This is a genomic window from Paenalkalicoccus suaedae (assembly GCF_006965545.2).
In the GTDB taxonomy this organism is placed as follows: domain Bacteria; phylum Bacillota; class Bacilli; order Bacillales; family Salisediminibacteriaceae; genus Paenalkalicoccus; species Paenalkalicoccus suaedae.
The window spans coordinates 1,304,923-1,328,396 of sequence record NZ_CP041372.2 but is presented as its reverse complement, the minus strand read 5'-3'; the positions used below and the strand labels follow the sequence as shown (position 1 = coordinate 1,328,396).

Genomic DNA, 23,474 nt, shown 5'->3' with positions numbered 1-23,474 from the left:
CCTACTTTCTATTTAATAAAAGCATTGCATCACCAAAGCTAAAGAAGCGATAGCGCTCTGCAACTGCTTCATTATAAGCGTTTAAAATAATATCGCGACTACTAAATGCACTTACAAGCATAACTAGCGTCGATTTAGGCAGGTGGAAATTTGTTAACAATCCATCAATCGCTTTAAATTCAAAGCCTGGATAAATAAAAATGTCCGTCCAGCCAGATGCCGTAACAAATGCACCGTCATTATCTCTCGTAATCGTCTCTAGCGTGCGTGCACTCGTTGTACCTACTGCAACAATGCGACCGCCTTCCCGCTTTGTTTTCTCTAAAAGACTTGCGGCCTCATCTGTCATCTGATAAAACTCCGAGTGCATCGTATGTGATTCCACGTCATCTACTGAAACAGGCCTAAACGTGCCAAGACCTACGTGAAGCGTAATGTAGGCAATATTAATGCCTTGCTGCTGGAGTTTTTCTATCATGGTTTCCGTAAAATGAAGTCCTGCAGTTGGTGCTGCAGCAGAGCCTCGATTTCTAGCAAACACCGTTTGATAGCGATCCTGCTCTTCTAGTTGCTCCTGAATATAAGGTGGCAATGGCATTTCGCCTAGCTGATCAAGGATTTCATTAAAGATCCCATCAAATCGGAAGCGCATCGTTCGTCTTCCTTCTGGTAACTCCTTCACGCAAGTGGCCTCTAAAAGTCCATCACCGAACGTCACCTTCGTACCAACCTTAATTCGTTTACTTGGCTTCACAAGCGCTTCCCATGTATGATCCTCTTCTTCTTTAAGTAGGAGAAGCTCAATCTTTGCTCCCGTCTCCTCTTTCACACCAAAAAGACGCGCAGGGATTACCTTCGTGTCATTTAAGACGAGTGTATCCCCGGCACGTAAATGCTTCGTGATATCAAAAAAATGTTCGTGAGAAAGCTCGCCTGTTTGTCGATCCACAACAAGCATTCTAGAAGCCTCACGGTCAAGCAGTGGAGTTTGGGCTATTAGCTCTTCAGGAAGCTCATAGTCAAACATTGATACGTCCATATATTGATCATCCTTTACTTTTACCTATTAACTAAATAAATTATAAGCGACAAAACAACACTTAAAATAATTGATGTCATGATTGGGAAATAAAAGGTCGTATTACCTCGTTCAATCACAATATCAAAAGGCAGTCTTCCAAGAGAAATGAACCTACTTAAGAACTGCCATAATAATCCTACAACAAGCAAGGTTAGTCCACTCCAAATAAGGAGCTTTGGGATAGACTCCATACTTACGTGACCTCCAAACCAAAATGCTCATAAGCGGCAGCAGTAACTATTCTACCACGTGGCGTGCGCTGAAGGAATCCTATTTGTAAAAGGTACGGCTCATAGACGTCTTCGATCGTATGAGATTCCTCTCCAATTGTAGCGGCGATCGTCTCAATACCAACCGGTCCTCCACGAAAACGTTCAATCATTGCCATCAACAGCTTATGATCGACTTCATCTAAACCTAGTCGGTCCACTTGAAGAAGCTTCAGTGACTCATCGGTTATTTCTCCCGTAATAGAGCCATTCCCTCTCACCTGAGCAAAATCTCGAATGCGACGTAAGAGACGATTCGCAATTCGAGGCGTTCCTCTTGATCTGCGAGAAACCATTCTTGCTGCTTCTTCTTCCACATCGACTTGAAGAACATCAGCCGTCCGCTTTACGATAAGTTCTAACTCTTCAGGTGTATAGTATTCTAGTCGACTCATGACACCAAACCGATCGCGTAATGGCGCGGATAGCATACCGGCTCTTGTTGTAGCCCCTACAAGCGTAAAGGGTGGAAGATCTAGCTTCACAGACCTCGCAGCCGGTCCCTTGCCAATGACTATATCTAAGAAAAAGTCCTCCATGGCAGGATAAAGAATCTCCTCTACTGTTCGTGGCAACCGATGAATTTCATCAATAAACAGCACATCTCCTGGCTCAAGAGAGGTTAAGATAGCAGCTAAATCTCCTGGACGTTCAATAGCTGGGCCAGACGTCGTGCGAAGCTGTACGTTCATCTCATTCGCAATAATCATGGATAGCGTTGTTTTACCGAGACCAGGAGGACCATATAATAGCACATGATCAAGACTTTCCTGACGTTGCTTTGCGGCTTCAATATACACGGTTAAATTCTCTTTGACTGCTCGTTGCCCAATATAAGTAGATAGTGTGGAGGGCCGTAAGCTATATTCTTCTAGCTCTTCGTCGTGTTGCTTATCAGCATCCATCATTCGATCTTCCATAGTACCCTCCTACTTTTTAAGCATTTCTTGAAGCGCGAGCTTAATATAATGATCCGTCGAACCTGGTTGCGCTTTTAATGCAGGCTCTATCTTCTTAATTTCCCTCTCGACATAGCCAAGTGCTCGCAATGCTTCTAAAGCCTCTTCAAGCTCATCGTTTTCTGGCTCATGCGTTCTAAACAAGCCTTCTGCTAAGGTAGGCATAATATCGCCGACCTTGCCTTTTAAATCTAAGATAATTTGTCTCGCTGTCTTTTTTCCTACGCCAGGAAACTTCGTTAAAAACGTCTCATTTTCCTCCTCAATGGCCTCAACAACGGAAGTCGGCTGACCCGAGCAAACGATGGCAAGCGCCCCCTTCGGTCCGATTCCAGACACTTGGAGAAGCTTCTCAAATAACCTTCTTTCTTCGCGGTGAAAAAATCCGTAGAGACGGATCATATCTTCACGTACATGCTGGTACGTATAAATTGTTACTGTTTCCTCTAAAAACTCTTGGTAACGATATGGATTCCCACAGTGAAGCAGGTAGCCAACACCATGGACATCTAGCGTTACCGTCTCAAGCTCTATATGAACAACCTTTCCAGTTAACATCTCTATCATTGTCATTCCTCCAATATTACGAACACACATTTCTATTTTATCATACGAGCGCATGTAAATGGCTACTTTTTGTGAGGAGTTCAAAAAGGGTGGGATTTGTTAGAGTTGGAGAGGAACATTTAAGATTGTCAGATATGATGAAGTTCTTATTAAACGTCTTTCTATTCTGTTCCTAGAGCTATGTACTAAACCGATTGAAAACGCGCATGGATTAGCTTAATGCGCGAAGTGCAACTATGGTTATAGGTGAGTTGGCTCTTCTCGCGCTAGTTTTGGCTTTTTCATCTAGCTTTTGATCGTGTGACAAAGAGTATTTTATAGTTTTTTTATGGTTATGTGCTTTATTTCGGAGTTATGTTCCTAATGTAAAAGTTATGTTCTCCGTTCTGTTTTTATGTTCCGCAATTCGGAGTTATGGACTTTATCCTCTTTTTGCACAGAGTTATGTGCCTCATTTCGGAGTTATGTTCCCCATTCCAGATTTATGGACTTTACATACGTTGTTGTAGCTCACCTTTTATTTCTATCCTAAGCAATAACAAAAAGAGCCAATCTCTTGGCTCCCTTTCGTTTACTCGCATGTTTTCCGCTCAAAAACCATGTCACCGTTGGCTCGTGGACCGACGTAATTCCACTCCGAATAGTCCGCCCAAATATCCTCCATTGCCTCAAGCTCCATTGATACCACTGTCTCCTCCATCTTGTCACCACAGTAATCCTGCTCAATGATGGTTAGCATAGACAAAACAGTAGCTACTAGTGCTAAAGCTGGCATTAACATCACCTCTTAGCCCTAGTATGAACATTCTCGAAAGAATTATGAGGAGCTTTTCTCTTATAGCTTAGCGCTATGCGAAACTCGTTGTACATCATCACTATCAAATAGTGCATCAACAAGCTTCATAACCTCATCTAGCTGTTCTTCAGAAAGCTCCATTTTTGTATCTGGCACCATCGTTACCTCTGCCGAAAGAATCGTCAGCTCCTCTTGGTTGTTTGCAGCTTCTTTTACGGACTCAAACGCCTCTTGATCCGAATAAATCTCTACTACATCCTCTTCTGACTGCGCGTCCAATGCTCCAGCTTCTAAGATTTCTAACAAAAATTCTTCCTCATCAAAATCATGTGTCTTTTCCGCAACGATGACACCTTTTCGCTCGAACATAAACGCTACACAACCACTTTCACCAAGGTTGCCTCCATTCTTATTAAAAGCCAGACGTACCTCGGCCGCAGTTCGATTCCGATTTTCTGTCAAAGCCTCTACGTAAACAGCAACTCCATAAGGAGCATAGCCTTCGTAGATGACTTCTTCGTATGTAATTCCTTCCACATTACCTAAAGCTTTTTTAATCGTTCGATCAATGTTGTCATTGGGCATGTTTGCCTGTCTCGCTTTATCTAATGCAATCCGAAGTGCTGCATTCGTATCTGCATTATCGCCAGACTGACGAACCGCTTGAAATATTTCTTTTGATATTTTGGTAAAAATTTTGCCACGCTTTGCGTCCTGACGCCCTTTACGGTGTTTAATATTACTCCATTTTGAGTGTCCAGCCATGAGTATAATCCCCTTTTTTATCATCTCCTTTCATCATAAAAGACACATGAAGGTTTTGGCAACCATTCATGTGTCCGTGTTCCTTACCTTGTTCTCGTGAAAGGACGACTTGCTGCATCGCCTAAATCATCGAGCATTGCATCAAACGTTGATCCAATCTCATCGAAAGCACCGCCATCACGGAGTCTTGACTCCATGTCATGGATACGACCGAATCCATTGTCTTCTGTTACAACATGAACATTTCGGTTACCAGCTAACGGCTTTGCTAATGATTCGACACGACGTTCGATGCCATTATTCGTGGAATTAACACCGACTAGAATGTCATTATCACGAACAAGGACATCGGTATCCGCTACGCCTTCTTCACGACTAACACGTTTTTCAAGCTCTCGAGCAAGCTTTCCATCGCCTGTTGCATAATAACCATTACCGTTTGGACGATCGTAACCAGTTAGCCTGCCATTTAACAGACCATTTTCATCCACCATATCCTCGCGGTGGTTACCAGTTACCCCTCGAGCCATTCCAGTCGTCTGACCTGGATAGGAATAAGATGCCTGTTGCGTATCTAATCCGTAGTGACTTGGGTTATGATACGCTGCCTCATCCCCGTTTTGATTCATGTTGCCACAAGCTGTCATTCCAGCTGTTAGCGTTAGTGCACATGTTAACGTTAAGAGCGATTTTTTCATTATTTCATTCCTCCTTTCACCTATAGCATGAGCGTGAAAGGAGGAAAACATGCTGGTTGATAAAGGCAGGATTACTCGTTATATTGATCTGGCGATAGTTCGCCAAATTCTCGGAAATCTTTAGTTTGACGGCACGTTTGACATTGCATGTTCATTGGATAAAATCCGCATACTACTGGAACAGGAATACATCCTTCCGTCATTGGTCCAACTGGATACCACATTGGCATTTGCTCAGGTGAGACAAACTGTGGATATGGAGTCGCAGGAGGCTGTGGCTGTGGCTGTGGCTGTGGCTTTGGTTTCGGCTTCTCATAAGCTGGTTTACTAACTGGTTTTTTAGGTGCTTCTTTCTTAGGTGCCTCCTCCATGATTGGCATTTCTGGCATAGGCGGTAATGGCATCGTAGTCGGGAGTGGTGGTGGTGCAACCTGCTGTTCCTTCTTCCATGATGCTTCCGCTTGGATTTGCACAGATGCCTTTTTCTTAGGCTGTGGGGCTTGAGGTGCAACTTTTTTTGGAGCCTCCTTTTTAGCTTGTGTGATTGGAGCCTCTTTTTTAGGCGCTTCCTTCTTAGCTTGTGGCATTTGCACCTCTTTAGCCGGCTTTAAAAGCGTCTCTTTTACAAATTCCTTCTTCCCCTCTTTCCCTTGAGGAATATACAGCTTCATACCTGGATAAATGAGGTCCGGATTCGATAAGTGGTGATTAGCCGCTTTTAGCGCTTCAAAATCAACGTGATATTTTTTAGCGAGCTTCCAAAGCGTATCTCCTGTCTGCACTATATGAATTTTCATTGCGTTCACCCCTCGTGCATAATAGACACAAAAAAAGCATGCCTTTTTTACACCATATGTGTAAATAAGCATGCTTATGTCCGTTATTTTTGATGCACGACACGAGAGAGTTCTTCCCACTGAAAGCATGGATAGCTACCTAATACATGGACGCCACAGCCTAGTGCTCGCAATTCCTCTGTGACAGAAGGGATCAAAATATCATCCTGCTTCATTGCAACATCAATGAGGAAGAAGTAGTTACCAAGTCCAGTTTTAGTGGGACGTGATTCAATTTTTACAAGGTTTATTTTTCTCCAAGCAAATGCAGCCAATACTTGATGCAATGCTCCTGCAAAGTCAGACGCTAAACTAACCATCATCGTTGTTTTATACGTCGTGTTCTCTGAAATAACAGGATGATTAAACGAATTATCGTCTTTTCGTAACAAAAGAAATCTCGTACGATTGTTATCGTAGTCGTTGATCGTATTTTGAGCGATTTGTAAATGGTATGCCTCTGCTGCGATATCGTTTGCAATTGCTGCCGCGTTCTCCTCTGGGTGATCCTCCACGTGCTTAGCCGCCGCCGCAGTTGAGTTTACGTAGGAAATCTCCGCATCTGGTAAATACTCTCGTAAAAACTGATGACATTGCGCAATAGCATGCGGATGAGAATACACTTTTTTAACGCCTTGCCATTCCTCGGCACGTGTCGGATGGATCAACAAATGCTGATGAATAGGCGAATCAATTTCTGCCACCATATTCATTCGCTGATGATGAATGAAGTAGTCTAGCGTAATATTAACCGTCCCCTCAATTGCATTCTCCATCGGAACAATTGCCTGCTCTACTTTATCCTCTGCTACCGCGTCCATCGTGTCCGGAATTGATCTGCATGCGATCCGCTCAGCATGAGGAAGTAATGCTAATGCCGCTGCTTCTGTAAATGAGCCCCTCGGCCCTAAATATGCTATCTTTTCCACGCCAATTTGCCCCTTTGCCTTATTATGCACCCGATCCGACGACTTCTACTTTGCGCACGGAATCAAGCTCTTGCATATGCTTAAGCAACGTTGATACGTCCTCGTTCATCGCCGCTGTCTCAATTGTTAACGTAATTGTTGCTCTTCCCTGAAGTGGGATTGATTGATTGATCGTCAATACGTTTGCACCAGTATTTGCTACCATTGACAGTAATTTTGACAGTGCGCCTGACTGATCCTGAAGGTGAATCGACAGTGTCACAATCTTCTCTTTCACCATCGTATGAAACGGGAATATACCGTCTTTATATTTATAAAAAGCACTTCTACTTAATTCAACTCGATCTACTGCTTCGTTGATTGTCCGAGTCTCCTCGCTATCTAAAAGCCTTTTTGCTTCTACTGTTTTAAGCATTGCCTCTGACAGCATATCTTCTCGGACAAGGTAAAATTGATCTGCTCGTTTCATTCTTTCACCACCCCACCGTATTTCATCATTATAAAGTGCACATTCAAGCTTTACAACTACTTGAGAAAATATAATCTGAATTTTCCTGAATATTTCGTATGTAAGGAGGGGACATTTGTCCTCCTAGCTAAGATAAAACCACCCTCGCTATGCTTAGGTGGTTTCGCTTTATTTTTAGTCAATAAATTCGAATTCATACTGAAGGATTCGAACAGTATCTCCATTTTCGGCACCAAGATCACGAAGCGCCTGGTCAATACCCATATGACGCATCTTACGTGCAAAACGCTGTACAGAATCATGACGGTTGAAGTCAGTCATCTTAAACATTGTCTCAATCTCATGTCCAGAGATCGCATACGTTCCGTCTTCATCCTGCGAAATCGTAAATGGATCTGCCTTCTTCGTATACGTGTATACAACACGCTGATCTGTTTCGTCCTCTTCGTAAAGTGGGAACGTTGGTGTTGTTTCGATCCGATTCGCAACCTCGCGAAGTAAAGCATTAAGTCCTTGTTTCGTAACAGCTGAGATTGGGAAAATTGGTACATCTGGTCCCACCTGCTCGCGGAACATTTCTAAATGCTCTTCGGAATCTGGTAAATCCATTTTATTTGCAACAACAAGCTGCGGGCGTTCTGTGAGTCGCATATTATACTGCTTTAATTCCTCGTTGATCGTGATGTAATCCTCATAAGGATCACGTCCTTCTAGTCCACTCATATCAATGACGTGTACAATAACACGTGTTCGTTCAATATGACGTAAGAATTGGTGACCAAGTCCAACTCCACTGTGTGCGCCTTCGATTAATCCAGGTAAATCAGCCATAACAAAGCTGCGCTGATCATCTGTCTCCACAACTCCTAAGTTAGGTGCAAGAGTTGTGAAATGGTAGTCGGCGATTTTTGGCTTCGCACTAGAGATTACTGAAAGGAGCGTGGACTTACCAACGGATGGGAATCCAACTAGTCCAGCGTCTGCTAAGACTTTAAGCTCTAATACAATATCCTTTTCCTGACCTGGTTCACCATTCTCTGCAATTTCAGGTGCAGGGTTTGCTGGAGTTGCAAATCGAGAGTTACCGCGTCCTCCGCGTCCCCCACGAGCAATGATTGCTCGTTGCTTATGCTCTGTTAAATCGGCAATGACGTTACCAGTAGCCTCGTCCATTATTGTTGTACCTGGTGGCACTTTAACAAGCATTGGCTGACGACTTTTACCGTGCTGGTTCTTCGTCATACCATTCTCGCCGCGTTCTGCTTTAAAGTGTCGCTGATAGCGGAAATCCATTAGCGTACGCAGACCTTCATCTACTTCAAAGACAACGTCCGCGCCTTTTCCACCGTCTCCGCCAGCAGGACCTCCGTTTGGTACATACTTCTCACGACGATAGGCAACGATTCCGTTACCGCCGTCTCCACCTTTTACATAAATCTTAACCTTATCGACAAACATCGATTTTCACCTCTTCATTATTCAGGTCAAACGAAGCTTCATATAAAAGCTTTCTTCTGACCATGTAAATTGCTCTATACGTGTGATCCAAACTTTTTTTAGTTGTTGCAGTTCTTCTTCAAATGCTTTTATATCTATTAGCTTTCCATGAAAGTCAAACTCCACATACTTTCCGTCCGTCTCACTTAGGTTAATTAATAGCTCATTTTCGACGCTACCGGCTGTTTTACCATCAAAAATATCAGACAGTAGGTTAAATAAAGATACTAAATCGTTCTCGTGCATGGACCAATCTGGATCTTCGGTGCTGACCTCATATTGAACAATAAACGGTCGGCTTTCCCAATTATAGGAGATAAGGCGCTTCGCAAACTGATCAAACCCCATTGATGATAATCTGCTCTCATTAAAAGCTTGCTGCACGACAAGCTCTACTATTGCCTCTACTTTATCCAGTCTCCCGATTTTTAAATATCCTTTAATCAACTGCAAGTCATTCAATCGATCATGACGATAATGACGCAGTACGTCGAGCATGTCCCATTGCTTCAAATCAGCCACACCCCTATGCATCCGTAATTCAGCTCACTATATAGTATAGCATTTTTTTGCACACATAACGGTTATCATAGCATAAATCAAGACGAAACAAAACTTTTTATAGGGTTACGTAAATAGACGTTTACCGTTTTAAGAAAGTAGGAAAGATAATTTACAAGTATGTACATATAGAGGAGGAAGCTCAATGACAAATATATACGGAAATACACCCTGTTTTCTGCAAGGAACAAATCTCGTCACGCATCCTGAAAAAGAACAAGAAATGAATGCAGTTGTTTACGGAGTGCCATGGGAAGGCGCTGTTACTTGGGGCGATTATACGGGCTGCGAACTAGGTCCTAAAGTAATGCGCTTAAGCTCTGGTCGCTATAGTGGATACTTGCCTGAGTTGGATCACATTGATGTCTTTGAGCATTTGAAGCTTGGGGATAAAGGCGACGTTGCCGTCACTCCTGCCGAGCCAGAAGAGACAATGGAGAAGATTCGTGCCTTTGCCTCAAACGTATGGAAGAGCGGGCTCTTTCCCATCGCATTAGGTGGCGATCACGGTATCACGTATCCCATTATTGATGCTCTAGCTAAAACTGGTAAAAAGGTTGGCATCATTCACCTAGATGCTCACTATGATAATAATCAACACTCTAACGGAGACCCTTACGGACGCGGAGCACCCTTTGCTCGCCTTTACGAAACAGAAGGCGTGCGCAACGAATCTCTCGTGCACATGGGAATTCATGGACCGCGTAATAAAAAGGAAAATGGTCAACTCGCTCAATCAGTCGGTACTACGACACTTACCATAGAGGATATTCGTCAAGCATCTTCTCCACGTGCAATCGCGAAACAGGCATATGAAATCGCAAGTAAAGACACAGATGTCGTTTACTTGAGTATTTGTAGTGATGTGTTAGATCATGCATATAATCCTGGAGGACCTGTAGATGCAAACGGACTTACTTCTTATGAGCTCTTACAAATGGTTCATGAGATTTGTACATTAGGAGTTGTCGGAATGGACTTTGTTGAGGTTTACCCACAGCAGGACCAAACGGACTTCAGCTCTCACTTCGCAAGCTTTGTCGCTCTTTATGCGTTGGCTGGAGAAATTAAGAGACAAGGTTTAGTTAAGTAATAAATAAGTCCTTGTATCTAGTTTTAAAAATAATATAGGTGGAATTAAGTATATTAACTCCCCTTAATTCGCATTTTTCATTAAGGAACTTTTTTGCCGACTACGTAAGGTGTAGTCGGTCTTTTTTTGTGGAGATAGGGCAGAGATTATGTAATCTGTTACATGTACAAAGCGAGGTTGCATCACAATTTTTGATAGAAACTGGAAGCAGATAAAGGTAGGTTTTGGCCCGTACCTATTATAGGTTGGTACATAACTCTTTAAGCAACAGGCATGATGTCCATAACTCTGAAATGCGGAACATAACTCCTACATACGGCACATATTTCTCCAAATAGGAACATTTCTTAATGTAAATCCTGCACTCCCTAAACATTTTAAAGCACTAACGCTTCATTGAACCTCAACTAGCGCCAGAACACCATACATACGTAAAAATACAGTGGCACTCCGCGCAAAAAGCTATACCATGCGTGTATTCAATAAAAGAGGTTCATCACTTTAATACAAAAGAATAGATTCATTTTTAAAGCACTCCCTTCAAACAAAGCAATTAGCCCTCACCCAATAAGTCAGTCACTCAGTCAAAATCATGTAAATCATCTTCATTCAATCTCAACAACAAAAAAAGCCACCAACCGAATAGTTAGTAGCTCTCAAACATTTATTTACCTGTCCATCACTTCATCAATCGCCTGTTTAGCCTGATTGACACAATCCGGTAAACCAATTCCGTTATAGCTTGCACCAGCGAGCACTACTCCTGGTAGTGTTTCCTTTAGCTTTTCGCGAACAGAAGCAATTTTATTACCGTGATTAACCTCATACTGAGGCATCGATTGCTCGAAGCGTTTAATTTTATAAAAACTCGGGCTTTCTTCAATTCCCATAATATCTTTAAAGTCACGCTTAACTGCTTCCATAATGACTTCGTCTGACTCATACACAATTGCCTCATCCGACGCTCGACCAACATAAGCCCGAAGTAATCCATACCCTTCAGGTGCTGTATGAGGCCATTTTTTATGCGTCCACGTGCAAGCCGTAATCGTATAGTTGGACTTTTTAGACACTACAAAACCAGTACCATCTAAATCCTTTTTAATCGCAGACAGTGGGTACGCGACTGCCACTGTTGCAACAGAAGTAGCCGTCATTTCCTTCAAAGGCTTTACAAAATCATACTGAGACAAAATCTCCGCAGTATGCTGATGCCTTGTCGTCATGATAACATGATCGACGACATCTACTGTGCCATCATTAAACGTCACTCTGTACCGCTCTCCGTCTTTCTCCACAGACGTTACAGGCATATTTACATGCGCATGCTCTAAACGTTCACCTAACGCCTCCACGATTGACTGTAAGCCACCTTCAAATGTTAAAAACATATTAGCTGGCTTTTTGTCAGGTCCAACAAAGATCGGTTGAATTTTTTGCTGGGTTGCCTGCTGCGACTTCATACCGAGGATTAAGCTACGATGCTTTTGCTCGATTTGCTGAAACTGTGGGAACGTTGCTTGTAAGCTTAGTTGATCAATATTTCCAGCGTAAATGCCTGAGAGTAAGGGCTCAATGAGATTATCGACAACTTCATCACCAAGCCTGCGTCTAAAGAAAGCTCCAACAGACTGATCGCCAGTATGATGTGATTTTGGTAACGCTAAATCGAGGGCTGCTCGAACTTTACCCTTAAAAGAAAATAATCCAGTCGATAAAAACGGCCTCCACTTCGTTGGAATGCCCATTACCGCTCCCTCAGGAATGCGGTGAAGCTTTTTATCATGCAAAATGTAAGCTCCAGATTGATTGGTCACAAGGTCATCCACAAGCCCTAGTTCGTTTGCTAGCTCACTCATACTTGTTTTGCGTGTTAAAAATGAATCTGGACCTTGCTCAATGACAAAACCGTTTGTGTAATCTGTTTGAATGCTACCACCCAAACGCGGACCAGCTTCATACAAAGCATAGTCCGCGTCCATGGTGCCTCTGGCAATCTCTTTTTGGATAAAGTAAGCTGCAGTTAATCCAGTGATTCCTCCACCAATAATTGCAACTCGTTTTTTTGACATGGTTTACTTGTCTCCTAAATGCTTTTGAATTACGTCTGCTAATCCGTCTAGGAACTCCGGCTTAGCATTCGGCATCTCAGGGCGATAGTAACCTGTTCCAACCTCATCCGTTACTACTTTACACTCGTAGTCGTTATCGTAAAGTACCTCTAAATGATCCGCTACAAAGCCAACTGGGCAATAGACAAATGCTTTGTATCCTTCTTTTTCGTATAAATCACGAGTTAAATCTTGCACGTCTGGTCCAATCCAAGGATCAGGCGTATTTCCCTCACTCTGCCAACCAATAGCAAAGTTTTTAATACCAGCTTTCTCTGCAATAAGCTTAGCCGTGTCCTCAAGCTGTTGCGGATACGGGTCACCGTTTTGAAGGATCTTTTCTGGCAAACTGTGAGCGGAGAATACTACCACGTGATGCTCTTTCTCCTCGTCAGACATTTGGCCAACTGTCTTTTTAATTTGATCCGCCCAGTACTTCACAAACTTAGGCTCCTCGTACCAGCTCTCTACGCTCGTGATCGATGGACCATTAATAAGCTCAGACTCCTCTTTTGCACGTCCGTTGTATGACTTAACGCTAAACGTGGAATAGTGAGGCGCAAGTACAATACTTACTGCTTCTTTAATACCATCTTTTTTCATTTGTAATACAGCATCTTCGATAAACGGGTCGATGTGCTTTAACCCTTGATAGACGTGAAATTCTACATCATTGTAGCGACGGTTTAATTCATCGCGCAGTCCATTAGCCTGATCCTCTGTAATTCGTGCTAATGGCGAAATGCCTCCGATATCTTCGTAGCGTTCTACTAACTCATCTAAATCCTCTTTAGATGGCTTTCTTCCTCTTCTGATATGCGTGTAGAATGGCTCAATTTCTTCCACAGAGCGTGGCGTACCATATGCCATTACTAATAAACCCATCTTCTTTTTCACGATTCATCATCCTTTGCTGTCGGTTATTTTTGCGCTAATTTTTCTTTTGAATAGTCATGAATAAAAGCAGTGAGCTGCTTTAGCTTCGCAGGATCAATCTCTGGGAAAACTCCGTGACCTAGGTTAAAAATAAAGCCTGGCTGTTGCATGCCTGCATCTAATATTGCTTTTGCCTTCTTTTCGATAACAGGCCAAGGAGCCATAAGAACACTCGGGTCTAAGTTACCCTGTACCGCTTTAACGATACCGTCACGACGAGCCTCTTCGATCGGATAACGCCAATCTAGACCAACTACATCAAGATCTAGGTCCTGCCAGTCCATCGTTAAGTGACGTGCTCCAACTCCATGCATAATAAGCGGAACGCCTTCATCTTTTAGTGAAGCAAAGATTCGTTCCATCACTGGCTTTACGTAAAAGCGATAGTCTTCTTGGTTAAGTGCTCCAATCCAAGAGTCAAAGAGCTGGATTGCCTGCGAGCCTGCATTGATTTGCGCTTTCACATACGTGATGACCATGTCACCTAGCTTATCCATTAGAGCAAACCATGTCTCGGGCTCTGCATACATCATTGCTTTTGTTTTATTGTAATTCTTTGAAGGTCCGCCTTCAATCATATAGCTCGCAAGTGTAAATGGTGCTCCACTGAAGCTGATAAGTGGAACCGTTAATTGTGTGCGTAAGATTTTAATTGTTTCTAAAACAAAATCAACGTCCTTCTCAGGAGTTAGCTCATAGAGCTTGTCTACGTCCTGCATGGACGTAATTGGTTTATCAATAACTGGACCAATTCCCGCTTTAATCTCTACATCCACTCCGATCCCTGGAAGCGGAGTCATAATATCCTTGTAAAGAATCGCTGCATCGTTATTGTACTGATCTACTGGGAGCTTCGTTACCCACGCACATGTTTCTGGACGCTTTGTAATCTCTTCTAAGCTGTATTTCTTTTTAAGCTCGCGATACTCTGGCTGCGATCTGCCTGCCTGTCTCATATACCATACTGGTACATGCTCGACTTCCTTCTTTGTTGCCGCTCTCAAAAATGTGTCATTAAACGTATTCACGTATTACACCTCTAATCTGTCCAAATCCCTCTTTTAGGTCATTCTTCCCTAAAGAAGACCGCTCAGAACATATTTTTATATCCGTTTCACATTTTAACGTTTTTTGTCGCTCTGTGAAAGTAAAAACCTCGTTTCGTCACAGAAAAGACGTGAACAAAAAAGCCCAGCCACTCAAAGTAGAGTATTTCGCTGAGCTTTTTCCTATAATAAATAGTTCTCCAATCTAGCGGCTTGAGAAAAGTTGCCAACTTGCTTCTGCAAGATTCGAGGCGTCTCCCTCTCTATTTGTAAGAGGGTCAAACGGCACGACTACATATGTGGATGAGGAGAAAAAGTTGACTCGGCTAATAGTATAACTTCCGTCACCGACAACTTCATCTACAAAGGAACGGTCTCCATTTTCTACTTTATAAATTCGATAGTGCAGACGATCATCGTCACTTTCTGACCAGCGTAAATCAATGGTGCCCCCAAACAGACCTGGGGACATATCGGCTTCTAAGTCAGAGATGGCAACAAAGCGAATCGGATCCTCTAAGTCTGTTATTCCTTCCGGACGTTCAAACGCCATTAAACGATCGCTATCAGAGGAAAGAATAGACTTAAATGCTTGTACAGCGGACGAACTCGACATGGTTATCTCTTCGCCTTCGATGGTGCGATCCTGTCCCATCCAAACGACGCCACTTTCTTCAGGTGTAAAGCCTGCAAACCAAATGTCTCGTGTCCCTTGCGATGTTCCTGTTTTACCAGCAAGTGCCCCGTCAAAGCTTCCAGCCTGACCTGTCCCTTCTGTTACTACTGACTCTAGCATACGTGTCATGTACCACGCTGTTTGCTCAGACATGACTTGGACTTCCTCACGATCAACCTGTGCGACAAGTTCACCATCTCGGTCATAAATAGCCTCGATAAAGTAGGGCTCAGAGTAAAGTCCATCATTTGCAAACGTTCGGTAGGCAGCTGCTATTTGCATGGGGCTAACTCCGTCTGTAAGACCGCCTAGTGCGATCCCAAGTCCACTTTCATCGAGATTCATCTGCTGCAGTGCTAAAAATCGCTTTGCATAGTCAACACCGATTTGGTCTAAAAGCCAAACAGATGGCATATTAATAGAATCTCTAAGCGCATCATACATGGACATTTCTCCGCTATACGAGCCGGATAAATTAGTTGGTGTATAGTCACCAAACGCTTGCTCCTCGTCCGAAAGCAAGGAGTAAGGATGATAGTTGCCAGATTCTAAAGCTGGCGCATAAACAGCTATCGGCTTAAAGGTAGAGCCTGGCTGTCTGAGCGCCGTCACTCGATTAAAGCCTTTTCTTACGTAGTCTCTTCCACCCTGAACGGCTGTTACGCCCCCGGTTTCATTGTCGAGTAGGACAAAGCTTCCTTGAACTGGGTTGGACTCAGGGGCTTCTGGAAAGGTTGCCGCCTGTTGAAATTGATTATAGGACGACTCCTGCATCTCTTGATTCATTGCGACGACGATTTCGTAGCCACCTTCTAAAATAGCCGTCTCACTAATACCATACGTGTCTACCGCTTCATCAATCACAAGATCTACATACGTTAAATGTGCAGGGTTCGCAACGATACTATGTTGCTCAGTTGGAATCGTACGCCCTTGAAGAGCAACCGTCTCCTCCGCTGTGATGTACTCCTGCTGTTGCATAAGTCGTAAGACAACGTCACGGCGCTGCTTACTATTTTCTGCATCAATAAATGGAGAATACAAATTAGGCCCTTTAGGTAGAGCGGCAAGTAACGCTCCTTCTTCAACAGCTAATTCCGAGACATCCTTATCAAAATAGAGCTTAGAGGCAGCTTGAATACCGTGTGCCCCATGACCAAAATAAATACGGTTTAAATACATTTCGAGAATTTCTTCTTTTGAATACCGATGCTCTAAGTTGATCGCAATCAATACTTCCTCTGTCTTACGTAGAATCGATTTTTCGGGAGATAAAAACACATTTTTAGCTAGTTGCTGGGTAATCGTACTTCCACCCTCTGCTGCTGACTGTGTCATAATATCCCGATATAAAGCCCGTCCTATTGAGCGAAAATCAATGCCTGTATGTTGCATAAAGCGTTGATCCTCGACCGCAATAAAGGCCTCACGTACATGCGTTGGTATCTCATCTATACCGACAACTTCTCTATTCTCCGTGAAAAGTCTCGTAATCTCTTGTCCGTCTGTATCTGTAATTGTAGTGGATTCTTTCATAATTAAATCAGTTTCATCTATTGCATAATTACCGAATAGGATAATACCAAGGTATGTGGTGACTCCTGCGATACTTACAAGCAGGATAAAAATAATACTAAACGTGATCTTTTTCATCATCATGAGCACCCCCTAAAAAAAACGTACCTACATATAATACGACTTTCTCACACATTATGTTTCAAAATCGCTCAATTTCGTGACACTTTTTGAAGAATTGTAGGAAATAATAAGTTGATCCTGTATAGTGAAAGCGTAAAGAAACGGAGGGTACGTCATGGACTCATTTGTCATTAATGAATTAACATTTTTATCTATTTGGGTAGCACTATTAGCCGGAGTTATCTCCTTTCTCTCCCCATGTGTCTTTCCTCTAGTGCCTGCCTATCTCGCGCAACTAACAGGCTCAGAGGTTTCAAATAACCAGCTTCAGGCGACGAGGAAACTCGTCTTTAGCCGTAGCATCGGCTTTATTATTGGATTTACGACGATCTTCTTAGCTCTCGGTGCCTCCAGCTCCTTTTTAGGACGCTTCTTTTTAATGAACTCTACTCTCATCGAACAGCTAGGCGGTATAATTATTGTCTTATTCGGTTTACAGATGGTTGGTATTTTTCAGTTTCAATTCTTAATGAGCGAAAAACGTCTGCACCAGCCGAAAAAATCAGCAAGCTTTGGTCGTTCTGTATTATTTGGACTCGTATTCGCTGCTGGTTGGTCACCTTGTATTGGCCTTGTTTTAGGCTCGATCCTAGCGCTTGCAGCAAGCAATAATGACCCTGCTGGCGGTATGCTCCTACTGCTCGTTTACTCATTTGGTCTGGGTATTCCATTCCTACTCGTTGCGATGCTGTATGCCAAATCATTGGACAAGATTCGCAACATCAACCGATTCCTTCCTATTTTTCAGAAAACAGGAGGGGTTGTCATGATCGCACTTGGTATTATGCTGTTCACTGGTCTCTTCTCACGAATGGCCGGCTACCTATCACAGTTTGTTCCATTCGGTATTTAATTGATTTAAGCAGGCATGCGTTTGTGCCTGCTTTTTTAATGGGAGAAAATCCTGTTCATTTTTCTACGTAAAAAATGGAAAGGTCTGACGTTGTTTGCTACACTTGTAGATGAAATGTTTAGTTGAAGGGGGAACGTGTCATGGTCAAAGATCAGCTCGAGAGTAAATTAACAGAATATTATGAGGAAATGGTGGAGATTCGCAGGTACTTACACCAGCATCCAGAGCTATCGTTTGAAGAGGTTGAAACACCTTTATACATAGCAGAATATCACAAAAAATTAGGGCACGAGGTACGCGAGAAAGTCGGCGAGCGAGGCGTTGTAGCAAAGCTTCACGGAGGTAAGCCTGGTCCAACGATTGCACTTAGAGCGGACTTTGACGCATTGCCTATGCAGGACGAAAAGGATGTGCCATATAAATCAACTGTGCCAGGTAAAATGCACGCATGTGGGCATGACGGACACACGGCTACACTACTCGTGCTTGCCAAGGTATTAAATGAGTTAAAGGATGAATTAACAGGTACGATTGTCTTTATTCACCAACATGCAGAAGAAGTCGCGCCTGGTGGTGCTCAGGCGATGATTGCCGATGGTTGTTTAGATGGTGTCGAGGCTATTTACGGCACACATTTATGGGCAACTACCCCTCTAGGCTCGATTGAATATACAGAGGGAGCGTTAATGGCTGCTGCGGATAAATTCCAAATTGACATCCAAGGTCAAGGTGGTCACGGTGCTCAGCCTCATTACACGAAAGACGCAATTTTGATTGGATCTCAAATTGTGCAGTCTATTCAGCATATCGTGAGTCGTAGCATTGACCCAATGGAGGCTGGCGTTGTTTCAGTTGGTGCATTTGAGGCTGTCAATGCATACAACATTATTGCAGATACCGCTAAGATTACCGGGACTGCTAGAAGCTTCTCTGAAGAGGTTCGTCAGACGATGGAGGATCGTTTAGGTCAAATCGTCTCCAATGTTGCCGCTTCTTACGGCGCTGAAGCTACCTGCACATATACTCGCGGTTACTCCGCTTTAATTAATCATGCGAAAGAAGCGCAGTTGATTGCAGAGCTGGCTAAGTCCATTGACGATACAAAGCAGGTAACGTTATCAAAGCCTCAAATGGGCGGCGAGGACTTTGCCTATTATTTAGAAAATGTGCGTGGAGCGTTCTTCTTTACAGGTGCCATGGATCCAGAGGCAGACTTTGCCTATCCACACCATCATCCACGTTTTGACTTTGATGAACGAGCGATGCTACATGCTTCTAAGGTATTAGGTAATGTGGTGTTAAAGGAAGTTGGGGTTTTGTAAGAGCAGGCTGAATAATTGTGGAAGAACAGCGATATAAGTATTCGTTGAATGGAGAGGCCAATGTTCGTTATATTGGCCTCTTTATTATTGGGATAGGCAGAGATGGCGCGAATGGAAGACTGTGCTGCGTGAAATTCTGCGTTAACTACGTGCAATAAAATTAATCGCGCAAGTCGAAGGGCGAACCGCGCGAGTTGAGGAGCGGACTGCGTATGTTGAGCAGTCAATCGCGCGAGAACCACCGTTAACTGGGTGCAATAAAATTAATCGCGCAAATCGAAGGGTGAACCGCGCGAGTTAAGGAGCGGACTGCGCATGTTGAGTAGCTAATCGCGCGAAATTCAGCGTTAACTGCGTGCAATAAAATTAATCGCGCAAATCGAAGGGCGAACCGCGCGAGTTGAGGAGCCGACTGCGTATGTTGAGCAGTCAATCGCGCGAAAACCACCGTGAACTGCGTGCAATAAAATTAATCACGCAAATCGAAGGACGAATCGCGCGAGTTAAGGAGCCGACTGCGTATGTTGAGCAGTCAATCGCGCGAAAACCACCGTTAACTGCGTGCAATAAAATTAATCGCGCAAACTTCCCCTAGCTCGCCGTTTCTATAAAAAATAAGCTAGGATCACATTCATCTGAATGTACTCCTAGCTCCTGCTTACTACTTTCTTTCCTTTTTATACACTCGAGGCAATCTCAGCTGACTGTGATAGCCATACACTGCCGCAACAGCAACTAAAATCAGCGTTGCTGTTACCACGTCCATAAATAGCAATCCGAAAACCGCAAATAACAGTGTTTGAAAGCTACCTAAAAAAAGTAACCAATAGCGATGCCCATTGATTCTCGTCTCCTGATCAATTGGATAGAGAGACACAATTGTATGGGTGCGATAGTGGTTTTTGAGCGTCTCTATCTGCATAGCCGTCATAAACGCAAACAACGCTGCAACTAGAACCATTCCCCATGGTAAGTCTACCGCCCAAATAAATAGTAGACCAAGTAGAGTTAGTCTCACATAGAATCCAAGATAATCATTTGCCCGAAAGAATGCTCGCGCAAATAAATACCGATACACGTTCTCGTTCTTATATGAAACAAGCTGAATAATTGGGTTCGCCCACGCTCTTGGCTTCACTTTTTCTTTTAAAGCAGGTACATCCGTGAAATTGTTTGCGACTCGGTAAAAGCTTCTCACCGTATTTTCCTCAATAAAGATTAGTCGCTCCCATTTAAGCTGGTAGATAGAGAGCTTTTTAAAATAGAGAATGTAAATGAGAGTGAGAATGACTGCGAACGCAAGGATCACCCATAGAGATTGAACGGTGATGATGGCATAGACGACCATCACATTGAGCACGAAACGAACGCCGACGTGCAGTCCCGCGCGCTCAAGCATACGTTGCTCCTCAAAGCTTGTGAGTAAATTCCACAGTTTTAGTAGTGCAAAAAGAGCGAGTGTGCCAAAGATGATGTCGCCACCTGTCCCAATCCGGTCTACGTATAAAGGTAAGAATAAAAAGAACACGAGCGATAGCCAAAACGTCTCCATTACAAGGCTGTATACAAGTGACTTTTTAAAGTACTCCTTCAAACGTGCCTCCATAGGAAGTAAAAATACGAGGTCCGCCTGCTTCATGAATGTGCGTACGCGACCTCTTGTAATCATCAAGCTAAAGACTACCGTTAAAAGAATCGCCGTTGGGAAGGTTTCCGGTAGCCACTCAATAAATTGTCCATAATAATAGCTACCAAATACGATCAATAAATAGATAGCGAATAAAAATCCACTGTTACCGATCAACCGCAAGTAGCGGATCGCCATCGTCCAATACTCATTTTTACGATCGGTCCAAAGCTCGTTATGCTCCCTCATTGGACTCTTCCTTTGTTACCTGTACATAAATATCGTCAAGATCCGCCCCCGGCATAGACGCCTGCTCGCGAAGCTCCTCGATCGTTCCCTGCATAATTAATTCCCCGTGGTGTAAGAAAATAAATCGATCGCAGTATTTCTCGGCTGTCGATAAAATATGGGTCGACATCAGAATGCCACAACCACTATCTTTAAACTCCTGCATGTGGTGCAGGAAGGAGCTAATTCCTACAGGATCGAGTCCCACAAAGGGCTCGTCCGCAATATAAAGAGAAGGATTGACTAAAAAGGCGCTCATAATCATCACCTTTTGCCTCATCCCTTTAGAAAATTGGTTAGGAAACCATTTTTTCATCTTTGTCATTCTAAATTCTTTTAAGAGGTTATTTGCTCTATTAGCAAACTCCTCCTGCGGTACTTGATAAGCCATTGCAGTAAGCTCTAAGTGCTCCCACAGCGTAAGCTCGTCATAAAGTAAAGGCGTTTCTGGTATGTAGGCGATCGATTTCCTGTACGCTTCTACGTCATCCTTAATGAGCTTATTTTGCAGTGTAATGGTTCCGCTATGAGGCTCCATCAGCCCTAAAATATGTTTAATGGTTGTACTCTTCCCTGCTCCGTTCAGTCCAATAAGACCAACTATTTCATTCCGATTTACTTCAAATGAAACATCCTTTAAAACTGGCTTCGTGCGCTGGTAGCCGCCAGTAACAGAATCTAGCTTAAGTAATTGTGTCATGGTAACCCACCTTCTTTTTTGTTCTCATGCTTACTATACCGTATTCTCCCACCTCATTAACAGTAGGAGCTTTATACACAAGTTTACTAGAATATGATACGATAGCGAATGAACGAATATTCCAACAATAATAGGTTGAGGTGATACATATGTCCGACTGTATTTTTTGTAAAATCGTAGAAGGAGAAATCCCTTCCGCTAAGGTGTATGAGGATGATCATGTTTATGCATTTTTAGATTTAACACAAGTGACAAAAGGTCATACGTTAGTTATTCCAAAGGACCACCAAAAAAATGTATACGAGCTTGAGGAGCAAACGGCGAGCGAGCTATTTAAAGCAGTTCCAAAAGTTGCGAATGCGTTAAAGCAAGCTTTTGAGCCAGTTGGTATGAACTTACTTAACAATAACGAAGCGCCAGCAGGTCAATCTATCTTTCACTACCACATTCATTTAATCCCTCGCTACGAAGGTGATTCCTTTGATGTTGAGTGGCCTGATAACTCGGGTAACTATACGAGTGACGATCGCGATAACTTAGCTAAACAGATTCAATCACAATTATCTTAACGGAGGCTAGAATAATGACCGTATATAACTTTAACGCTGGACCGAGTCCGATTCCAGCAGAGGTGTTACAACAGGCGAAAAATGAAATGTTCAACATCGAGCAATCATCTGTGGCGGTCATGGAGCTCAGCCACCGAGGTGCGGTTTATGAGAAGATTCACTACGAAGCACGTGATACGTTGCGCGAGATTTTAAATGTTCCTGAGACGTTTGAGATTCTCTTTTTACAAGGTGGTGCCTCCGTACAATTTGCGATGACGGCGATGAATTTCCTCCACCCAGATAAAACCGCACAGTTTGTCTCTACAGGCTCCTGGTCGGAGAAAGCGCAAAAAGAGGCTGGATATTTTGGTCAAACCTCCCTCCTTGCTTCATCAAAGGAAGACAACTATCGCTTTATACCTGAGGTGGATTTACACAAAGCCCCTGACGATACAGCGTATGTGCATGTAACATCAAATAATACGATTTTTGGAACCCAATGGGGGGAGCTCCCTAAAAAAGCGAAGCATCCTGTGTTTGTGGATATGTCGAGTGATATCTTAAGCAAAGAGATTAACTGGGATAACATAGACTTAGCCTACGCAGGCGCACAAAAAAATGCTGGTATGTCAGGAGTAACGCTCGTCTTTATTAAAAAGGAGTTATTAGAGCAAGCCCGTGATGTTTCCCCGTCCCTTTCGTATAAGCAGCACGCCAAGGCAAATTCTCTTTACAATACGCCACCAACTGCAGCTATCTATATGACTGGCCTTGTCGCAAAGTGGATTAAAAATCTTGGCGGTGTGTCCGTGATGGCGGATCGCGCTAAAGAGAGAGCAGACCGTATTTATCGTGCTATCGATGAGTCTAATGGATTTTATCAAGGTCATGCGGTCGAAACTAGTCGTTCACTGATGAACATCACGTTCCGTTTGCAAACGGAAGAGTTAGATAAAGCCTTCTTAAAAGAAGCGTCCGATCGAGGCTTTTTAGGGCTTAACGGTCACAGAAGTGTCGGTGGATGTCGCGTCTCTAACTACAACGCAATCACTGACGATGCGATTGATGCACTACTAACATTAATGTCGGATTTTCAGAAGTGAGATTTTTTAATATAATTTACAAGAATGCGAATTTTTCTTTAGA

At 43.2% G+C, this 23,474-nt stretch carries 23 protein-coding genes; 5 read left to right on the top strand and 18 right to left on the bottom strand.

Features of this window, described 5'->3' with window-relative positions:
- Position 1: 1 nt before the first annotated feature.
- The 12 genes from queA to FLK61_RS07125 form a co-directional block, all read right to left on the bottom strand.
- Positions 2 to 1,039, bottom strand: coding sequence for a tRNA preQ1(34) S-adenosylmethionine ribosyltransferase-isomerase QueA (gene queA / locus FLK61_RS07180; protein WP_176008803.1), 1,038 nt, complete (start codon positions 1,037 to 1,039; stop codon positions 2 to 4).
- 20 nt (positions 1,040 to 1,059) lie between these two features.
- Positions 1,060 to 1,272 carry a DUF2905 domain-containing protein gene (locus FLK61_RS07175; RefSeq protein ID WP_176008802.1) on the bottom strand — a complete coding sequence of 71 codons (213 nt, stop codon included), beginning with the start codon at positions 1,270 to 1,272 and terminating at the stop codon, positions 1,060 to 1,062.
- 2 nt (positions 1,273 to 1,274) lie between these two features.
- Entirely contained in the window at positions 1,275 to 2,270 is a 996-nt protein-coding gene (ruvB, locus tag FLK61_RS07170) for a Holliday junction branch migration DNA helicase RuvB (protein ID WP_176008801.1), read from the bottom strand.
- A gap of 9 nt (positions 2,271 to 2,279) precedes the next feature.
- A complete protein-coding gene (gene ruvA / locus FLK61_RS07165) occupies positions 2,280 to 2,876 on the bottom strand; it encodes a Holliday junction branch migration protein RuvA (protein ID WP_176008800.1) in 597 nt (198 codons plus the stop codon).
- Positions 2,877 to 3,447: 571 nt separating this feature from the next.
- Entirely contained in the window at positions 3,448 to 3,651 is a 204-nt protein-coding gene (locus FLK61_RS07160; RefSeq protein ID WP_176008799.1) for a hypothetical protein, read from the bottom strand.
- Between the two features lie 60 nt (positions 3,652 to 3,711).
- On the bottom strand, positions 3,712 to 4,437 hold the full coding sequence (locus tag FLK61_RS07155; protein WP_176008798.1) for a YebC/PmpR family DNA-binding transcriptional regulator: 726 nt from the start codon (positions 4,435 to 4,437) through the stop codon (positions 3,712 to 3,714).
- 83 nt (positions 4,438 to 4,520) lie between these two features.
- The gene (locus tag FLK61_RS07150) at positions 4,521 to 5,135 is read right to left on the bottom strand and encodes a YhcN/YlaJ family sporulation lipoprotein (protein ID WP_176008797.1); all 615 of its coding nucleotides are present in this window, start codon (positions 5,133 to 5,135) and stop codon (positions 4,521 to 4,523) included.
- A gap of 71 nt (positions 5,136 to 5,206) precedes the next feature.
- Positions 5,207 to 5,932, bottom strand: coding sequence for a SafA/ExsA family spore coat assembly protein (locus FLK61_RS20195; protein WP_283811894.1), 726 nt, complete (start codon positions 5,930 to 5,932; stop codon positions 5,207 to 5,209).
- Positions 5,933 to 6,015: 83 nt separating this feature from the next.
- A complete protein-coding gene (gene pheA, locus FLK61_RS07140) occupies positions 6,016 to 6,900 on the bottom strand; it encodes a prephenate dehydratase (protein ID WP_176008796.1) in 885 nt (294 codons plus the stop codon).
- Positions 6,901 to 6,922: 22 nt separating this feature from the next.
- On the bottom strand, positions 6,923 to 7,369 hold the full coding sequence (locus FLK61_RS07135) for an ACT domain-containing protein (RefSeq protein WP_176008795.1): 447 nt from the start codon (positions 7,367 to 7,369) through the stop codon (positions 6,923 to 6,925).
- A gap of 174 nt (positions 7,370 to 7,543) precedes the next feature.
- Positions 7,544 to 8,827 carry a GTPase ObgE gene (gene obgE, locus FLK61_RS07130; protein ID WP_176008794.1) on the bottom strand — a complete coding sequence of 428 codons (1,284 nt, stop codon included), beginning with the start codon at positions 8,825 to 8,827 and terminating at the stop codon, positions 7,544 to 7,546.
- Between the two features lie 21 nt (positions 8,828 to 8,848).
- Positions 8,849 to 9,379, bottom strand: a complete 531-nt coding sequence (locus FLK61_RS07125) for a Spo0B C-terminal domain-containing protein (protein WP_176008793.1) — start codon at positions 9,377 to 9,379, stop codon at positions 8,849 to 8,851.
- Positions 9,380 to 9,572: 193 nt separating this feature from the next.
- Between FLK61_RS07125 and FLK61_RS07120 the strand changes: the two genes are divergently transcribed.
- Positions 9,573 to 10,520 carry an agmatinase family protein gene (locus FLK61_RS07120; protein ID WP_176008792.1) on the top strand — a complete coding sequence of 316 codons (948 nt, stop codon included), beginning with the start codon at positions 9,573 to 9,575 and terminating at the stop codon, positions 10,518 to 10,520.
- Between the two features lie 668 nt (positions 10,521 to 11,188).
- On the opposite strand, the gene hemY is transcribed toward FLK61_RS07120, so the two are convergent.
- From hemY to FLK61_RS07100, 4 genes are all read right to left on the bottom strand, one after another.
- On the bottom strand, positions 11,189 to 12,592 hold the full coding sequence (gene hemY / locus FLK61_RS07115; protein ID WP_176008791.1) for a protoporphyrinogen oxidase: 1,404 nt from the start codon (positions 12,590 to 12,592) through the stop codon (positions 11,189 to 11,191).
- A gap of 3 nt (positions 12,593 to 12,595) precedes the next feature.
- Entirely contained in the window at positions 12,596 to 13,531 is a 936-nt protein-coding gene (hemH, locus tag FLK61_RS07110) for a ferrochelatase (protein ID WP_176011166.1), read from the bottom strand.
- A gap of 20 nt (positions 13,532 to 13,551) precedes the next feature.
- Complete coding sequence (gene hemE, locus FLK61_RS07105) at positions 13,552 to 14,595, bottom strand: uroporphyrinogen decarboxylase (protein WP_176008790.1); 1,044 nt, start codon at positions 14,593 to 14,595, stop codon at positions 13,552 to 13,554.
- Between the two features lie 223 nt (positions 14,596 to 14,818).
- Positions 14,819 to 16,948: a transglycosylase domain-containing protein gene (locus FLK61_RS07100; protein WP_347338992.1), complete on the bottom strand. Its 2,130-nt coding sequence runs from the start codon at positions 16,946 to 16,948 to the stop codon at positions 14,819 to 14,821.
- A gap of 154 nt (positions 16,949 to 17,102) precedes the next feature.
- Here FLK61_RS07100 and FLK61_RS07095 point away from each other — a divergent pair, with 154 nt between their 5' ends.
- Entirely contained in the window at positions 17,103 to 17,840 is a 738-nt protein-coding gene (locus tag FLK61_RS07095) for a cytochrome c biogenesis CcdA family protein (protein ID WP_176008789.1), read from the top strand.
- A gap of 140 nt (positions 17,841 to 17,980) precedes the next feature.
- Complete coding sequence (locus FLK61_RS07090) at positions 17,981 to 19,162, top strand: amidohydrolase (RefSeq protein WP_176008788.1); 1,182 nt, start codon at positions 17,981 to 17,983, stop codon at positions 19,160 to 19,162.
- 661 nt (positions 19,163 to 19,823) lie between these two features.
- Here the strand turns inward: FLK61_RS07090 and FLK61_RS07085 are convergent.
- Together FLK61_RS07085 and FLK61_RS07080 are read right to left on the bottom strand one after the other, a co-directional pair.
- Positions 19,824 to 21,038 carry an ABC transporter permease gene (locus FLK61_RS07085; RefSeq protein WP_176008787.1) on the bottom strand — a complete coding sequence of 405 codons (1,215 nt, stop codon included), beginning with the start codon at positions 21,036 to 21,038 and terminating at the stop codon, positions 19,824 to 19,826.
- Complete coding sequence (locus FLK61_RS07080; protein WP_176008786.1) at positions 21,025 to 21,777, bottom strand: ABC transporter ATP-binding protein; 753 nt, start codon at positions 21,775 to 21,777, stop codon at positions 21,025 to 21,027. The genes FLK61_RS07085 and FLK61_RS07080 overlap by 14 nt, the downstream gene beginning before the upstream one ends.
- Before the next feature lie 149 nt (positions 21,778 to 21,926).
- Between FLK61_RS07080 and FLK61_RS07075 the strand changes: the two genes are divergently transcribed.
- Both FLK61_RS07075 and serC read left to right on the top strand, forming a co-directional pair.
- The gene (locus FLK61_RS07075; protein WP_176008785.1) at positions 21,927 to 22,346 is read left to right on the top strand and encodes an HIT family protein; all 420 of its coding nucleotides are present in this window, start codon (positions 21,927 to 21,929) and stop codon (positions 22,344 to 22,346) included.
- A gap of 14 nt (positions 22,347 to 22,360) precedes the next feature.
- Positions 22,361 to 23,431, top strand: coding sequence for a 3-phosphoserine/phosphohydroxythreonine transaminase (gene serC / locus FLK61_RS07070; RefSeq protein WP_176008784.1), 1,071 nt, complete (start codon positions 22,361 to 22,363; stop codon positions 23,429 to 23,431).
- Positions 23,432 to 23,474: the final 43 nt, after the last annotated feature.

Excerpts from the sequence above, each read along its gene's own strand:
- ruvB (WP_176008801.1), bottom strand. The coding sequence starts at position 2,270 with ATGGAAGATCGAATGATGGATGCTGATAAGCAACACGACGAAGAGCTA.
- queA (WP_176008803.1), bottom strand. The coding sequence starts at position 1,039 with ATGGACGTATCAATGTTTGACTATGAGCTTCCTGAAGAGCTAATAGCC.
- ruvA (WP_176008800.1), bottom strand. The coding sequence starts at position 2,876 with ATGATAGAGATGTTAACTGGAAAGGTTGTTCATATAGAGCTTGAGACG.
- FLK61_RS07150 (WP_176008797.1), bottom strand. The coding sequence starts at position 5,135 with ATGAAAAAATCGCTCTTAACGTTAACATGTGCACTAACGCTAACAGCT.
- hemY (WP_176008791.1), bottom strand. The coding sequence starts at position 12,592 with ATGTCAAAAAAACGAGTTGCAATTATTGGTGGAGGAATCACTGGATTA.
- FLK61_RS07175 (WP_176008802.1), bottom strand. The coding sequence starts at position 1,272 with ATGGAGTCTATCCCAAAGCTCCTTATTTGGAGTGGACTAACCTTGCTT.
- FLK61_RS07100 (WP_347338992.1), bottom strand. The coding sequence starts at position 16,948 with ATGATGATGAAAAAGATCACGTTTAGTATTATTTTTATCCTGCTTGTA.
- FLK61_RS07120 (WP_176008792.1), top strand. The coding sequence starts at position 9,573 with ATGACAAATATATACGGAAATACACCCTGTTTTCTGCAAGGAACAAAT.
- FLK61_RS07095 (WP_176008789.1), top strand. The coding sequence starts at position 17,103 with ATGGACTCATTTGTCATTAATGAATTAACATTTTTATCTATTTGGGTA.
- obgE (WP_176008794.1), bottom strand. The coding sequence starts at position 8,827 with ATGTTTGTCGATAAGGTTAAGATTTATGTAAAAGGTGGAGACGGCGGT.
- FLK61_RS07155 (WP_176008798.1), bottom strand. The coding sequence starts at position 4,437 with ATGGCTGGACACTCAAAATGGAGTAATATTAAACACCGTAAAGGGCGT.
- FLK61_RS07075 (WP_176008785.1), top strand. The coding sequence starts at position 21,927 with ATGTCCGACTGTATTTTTTGTAAAATCGTAGAAGGAGAAATCCCTTCC.
- FLK61_RS07090 (WP_176008788.1), top strand. The coding sequence starts at position 17,981 with ATGGTCAAAGATCAGCTCGAGAGTAAATTAACAGAATATTATGAGGAA.
- FLK61_RS07080 (WP_176008786.1), bottom strand. The coding sequence starts at position 21,777 with ATGACACAATTACTTAAGCTAGATTCTGTTACTGGCGGCTACCAGCGC.
- serC (WP_176008784.1), top strand. The coding sequence starts at position 22,361 with ATGACCGTATATAACTTTAACGCTGGACCGAGTCCGATTCCAGCAGAG.
- FLK61_RS07160 (WP_176008799.1), bottom strand. The coding sequence starts at position 3,651 with ATGCCAGCTTTAGCACTAGTAGCTACTGTTTTGTCTATGCTAACCATC.
- FLK61_RS20195 (WP_283811894.1), bottom strand. The coding sequence starts at position 5,932 with ATGAAAATTCATATAGTGCAGACAGGAGATACGCTTTGGAAGCTCGCT.
- FLK61_RS07085 (WP_176008787.1), bottom strand. The coding sequence starts at position 21,038 with ATGAGGGAGCATAACGAGCTTTGGACCGATCGTAAAAATGAGTATTGG.
- FLK61_RS07135 (WP_176008795.1), bottom strand. The coding sequence starts at position 7,369 with ATGAAACGAGCAGATCAATTTTACCTTGTCCGAGAAGATATGCTGTCA.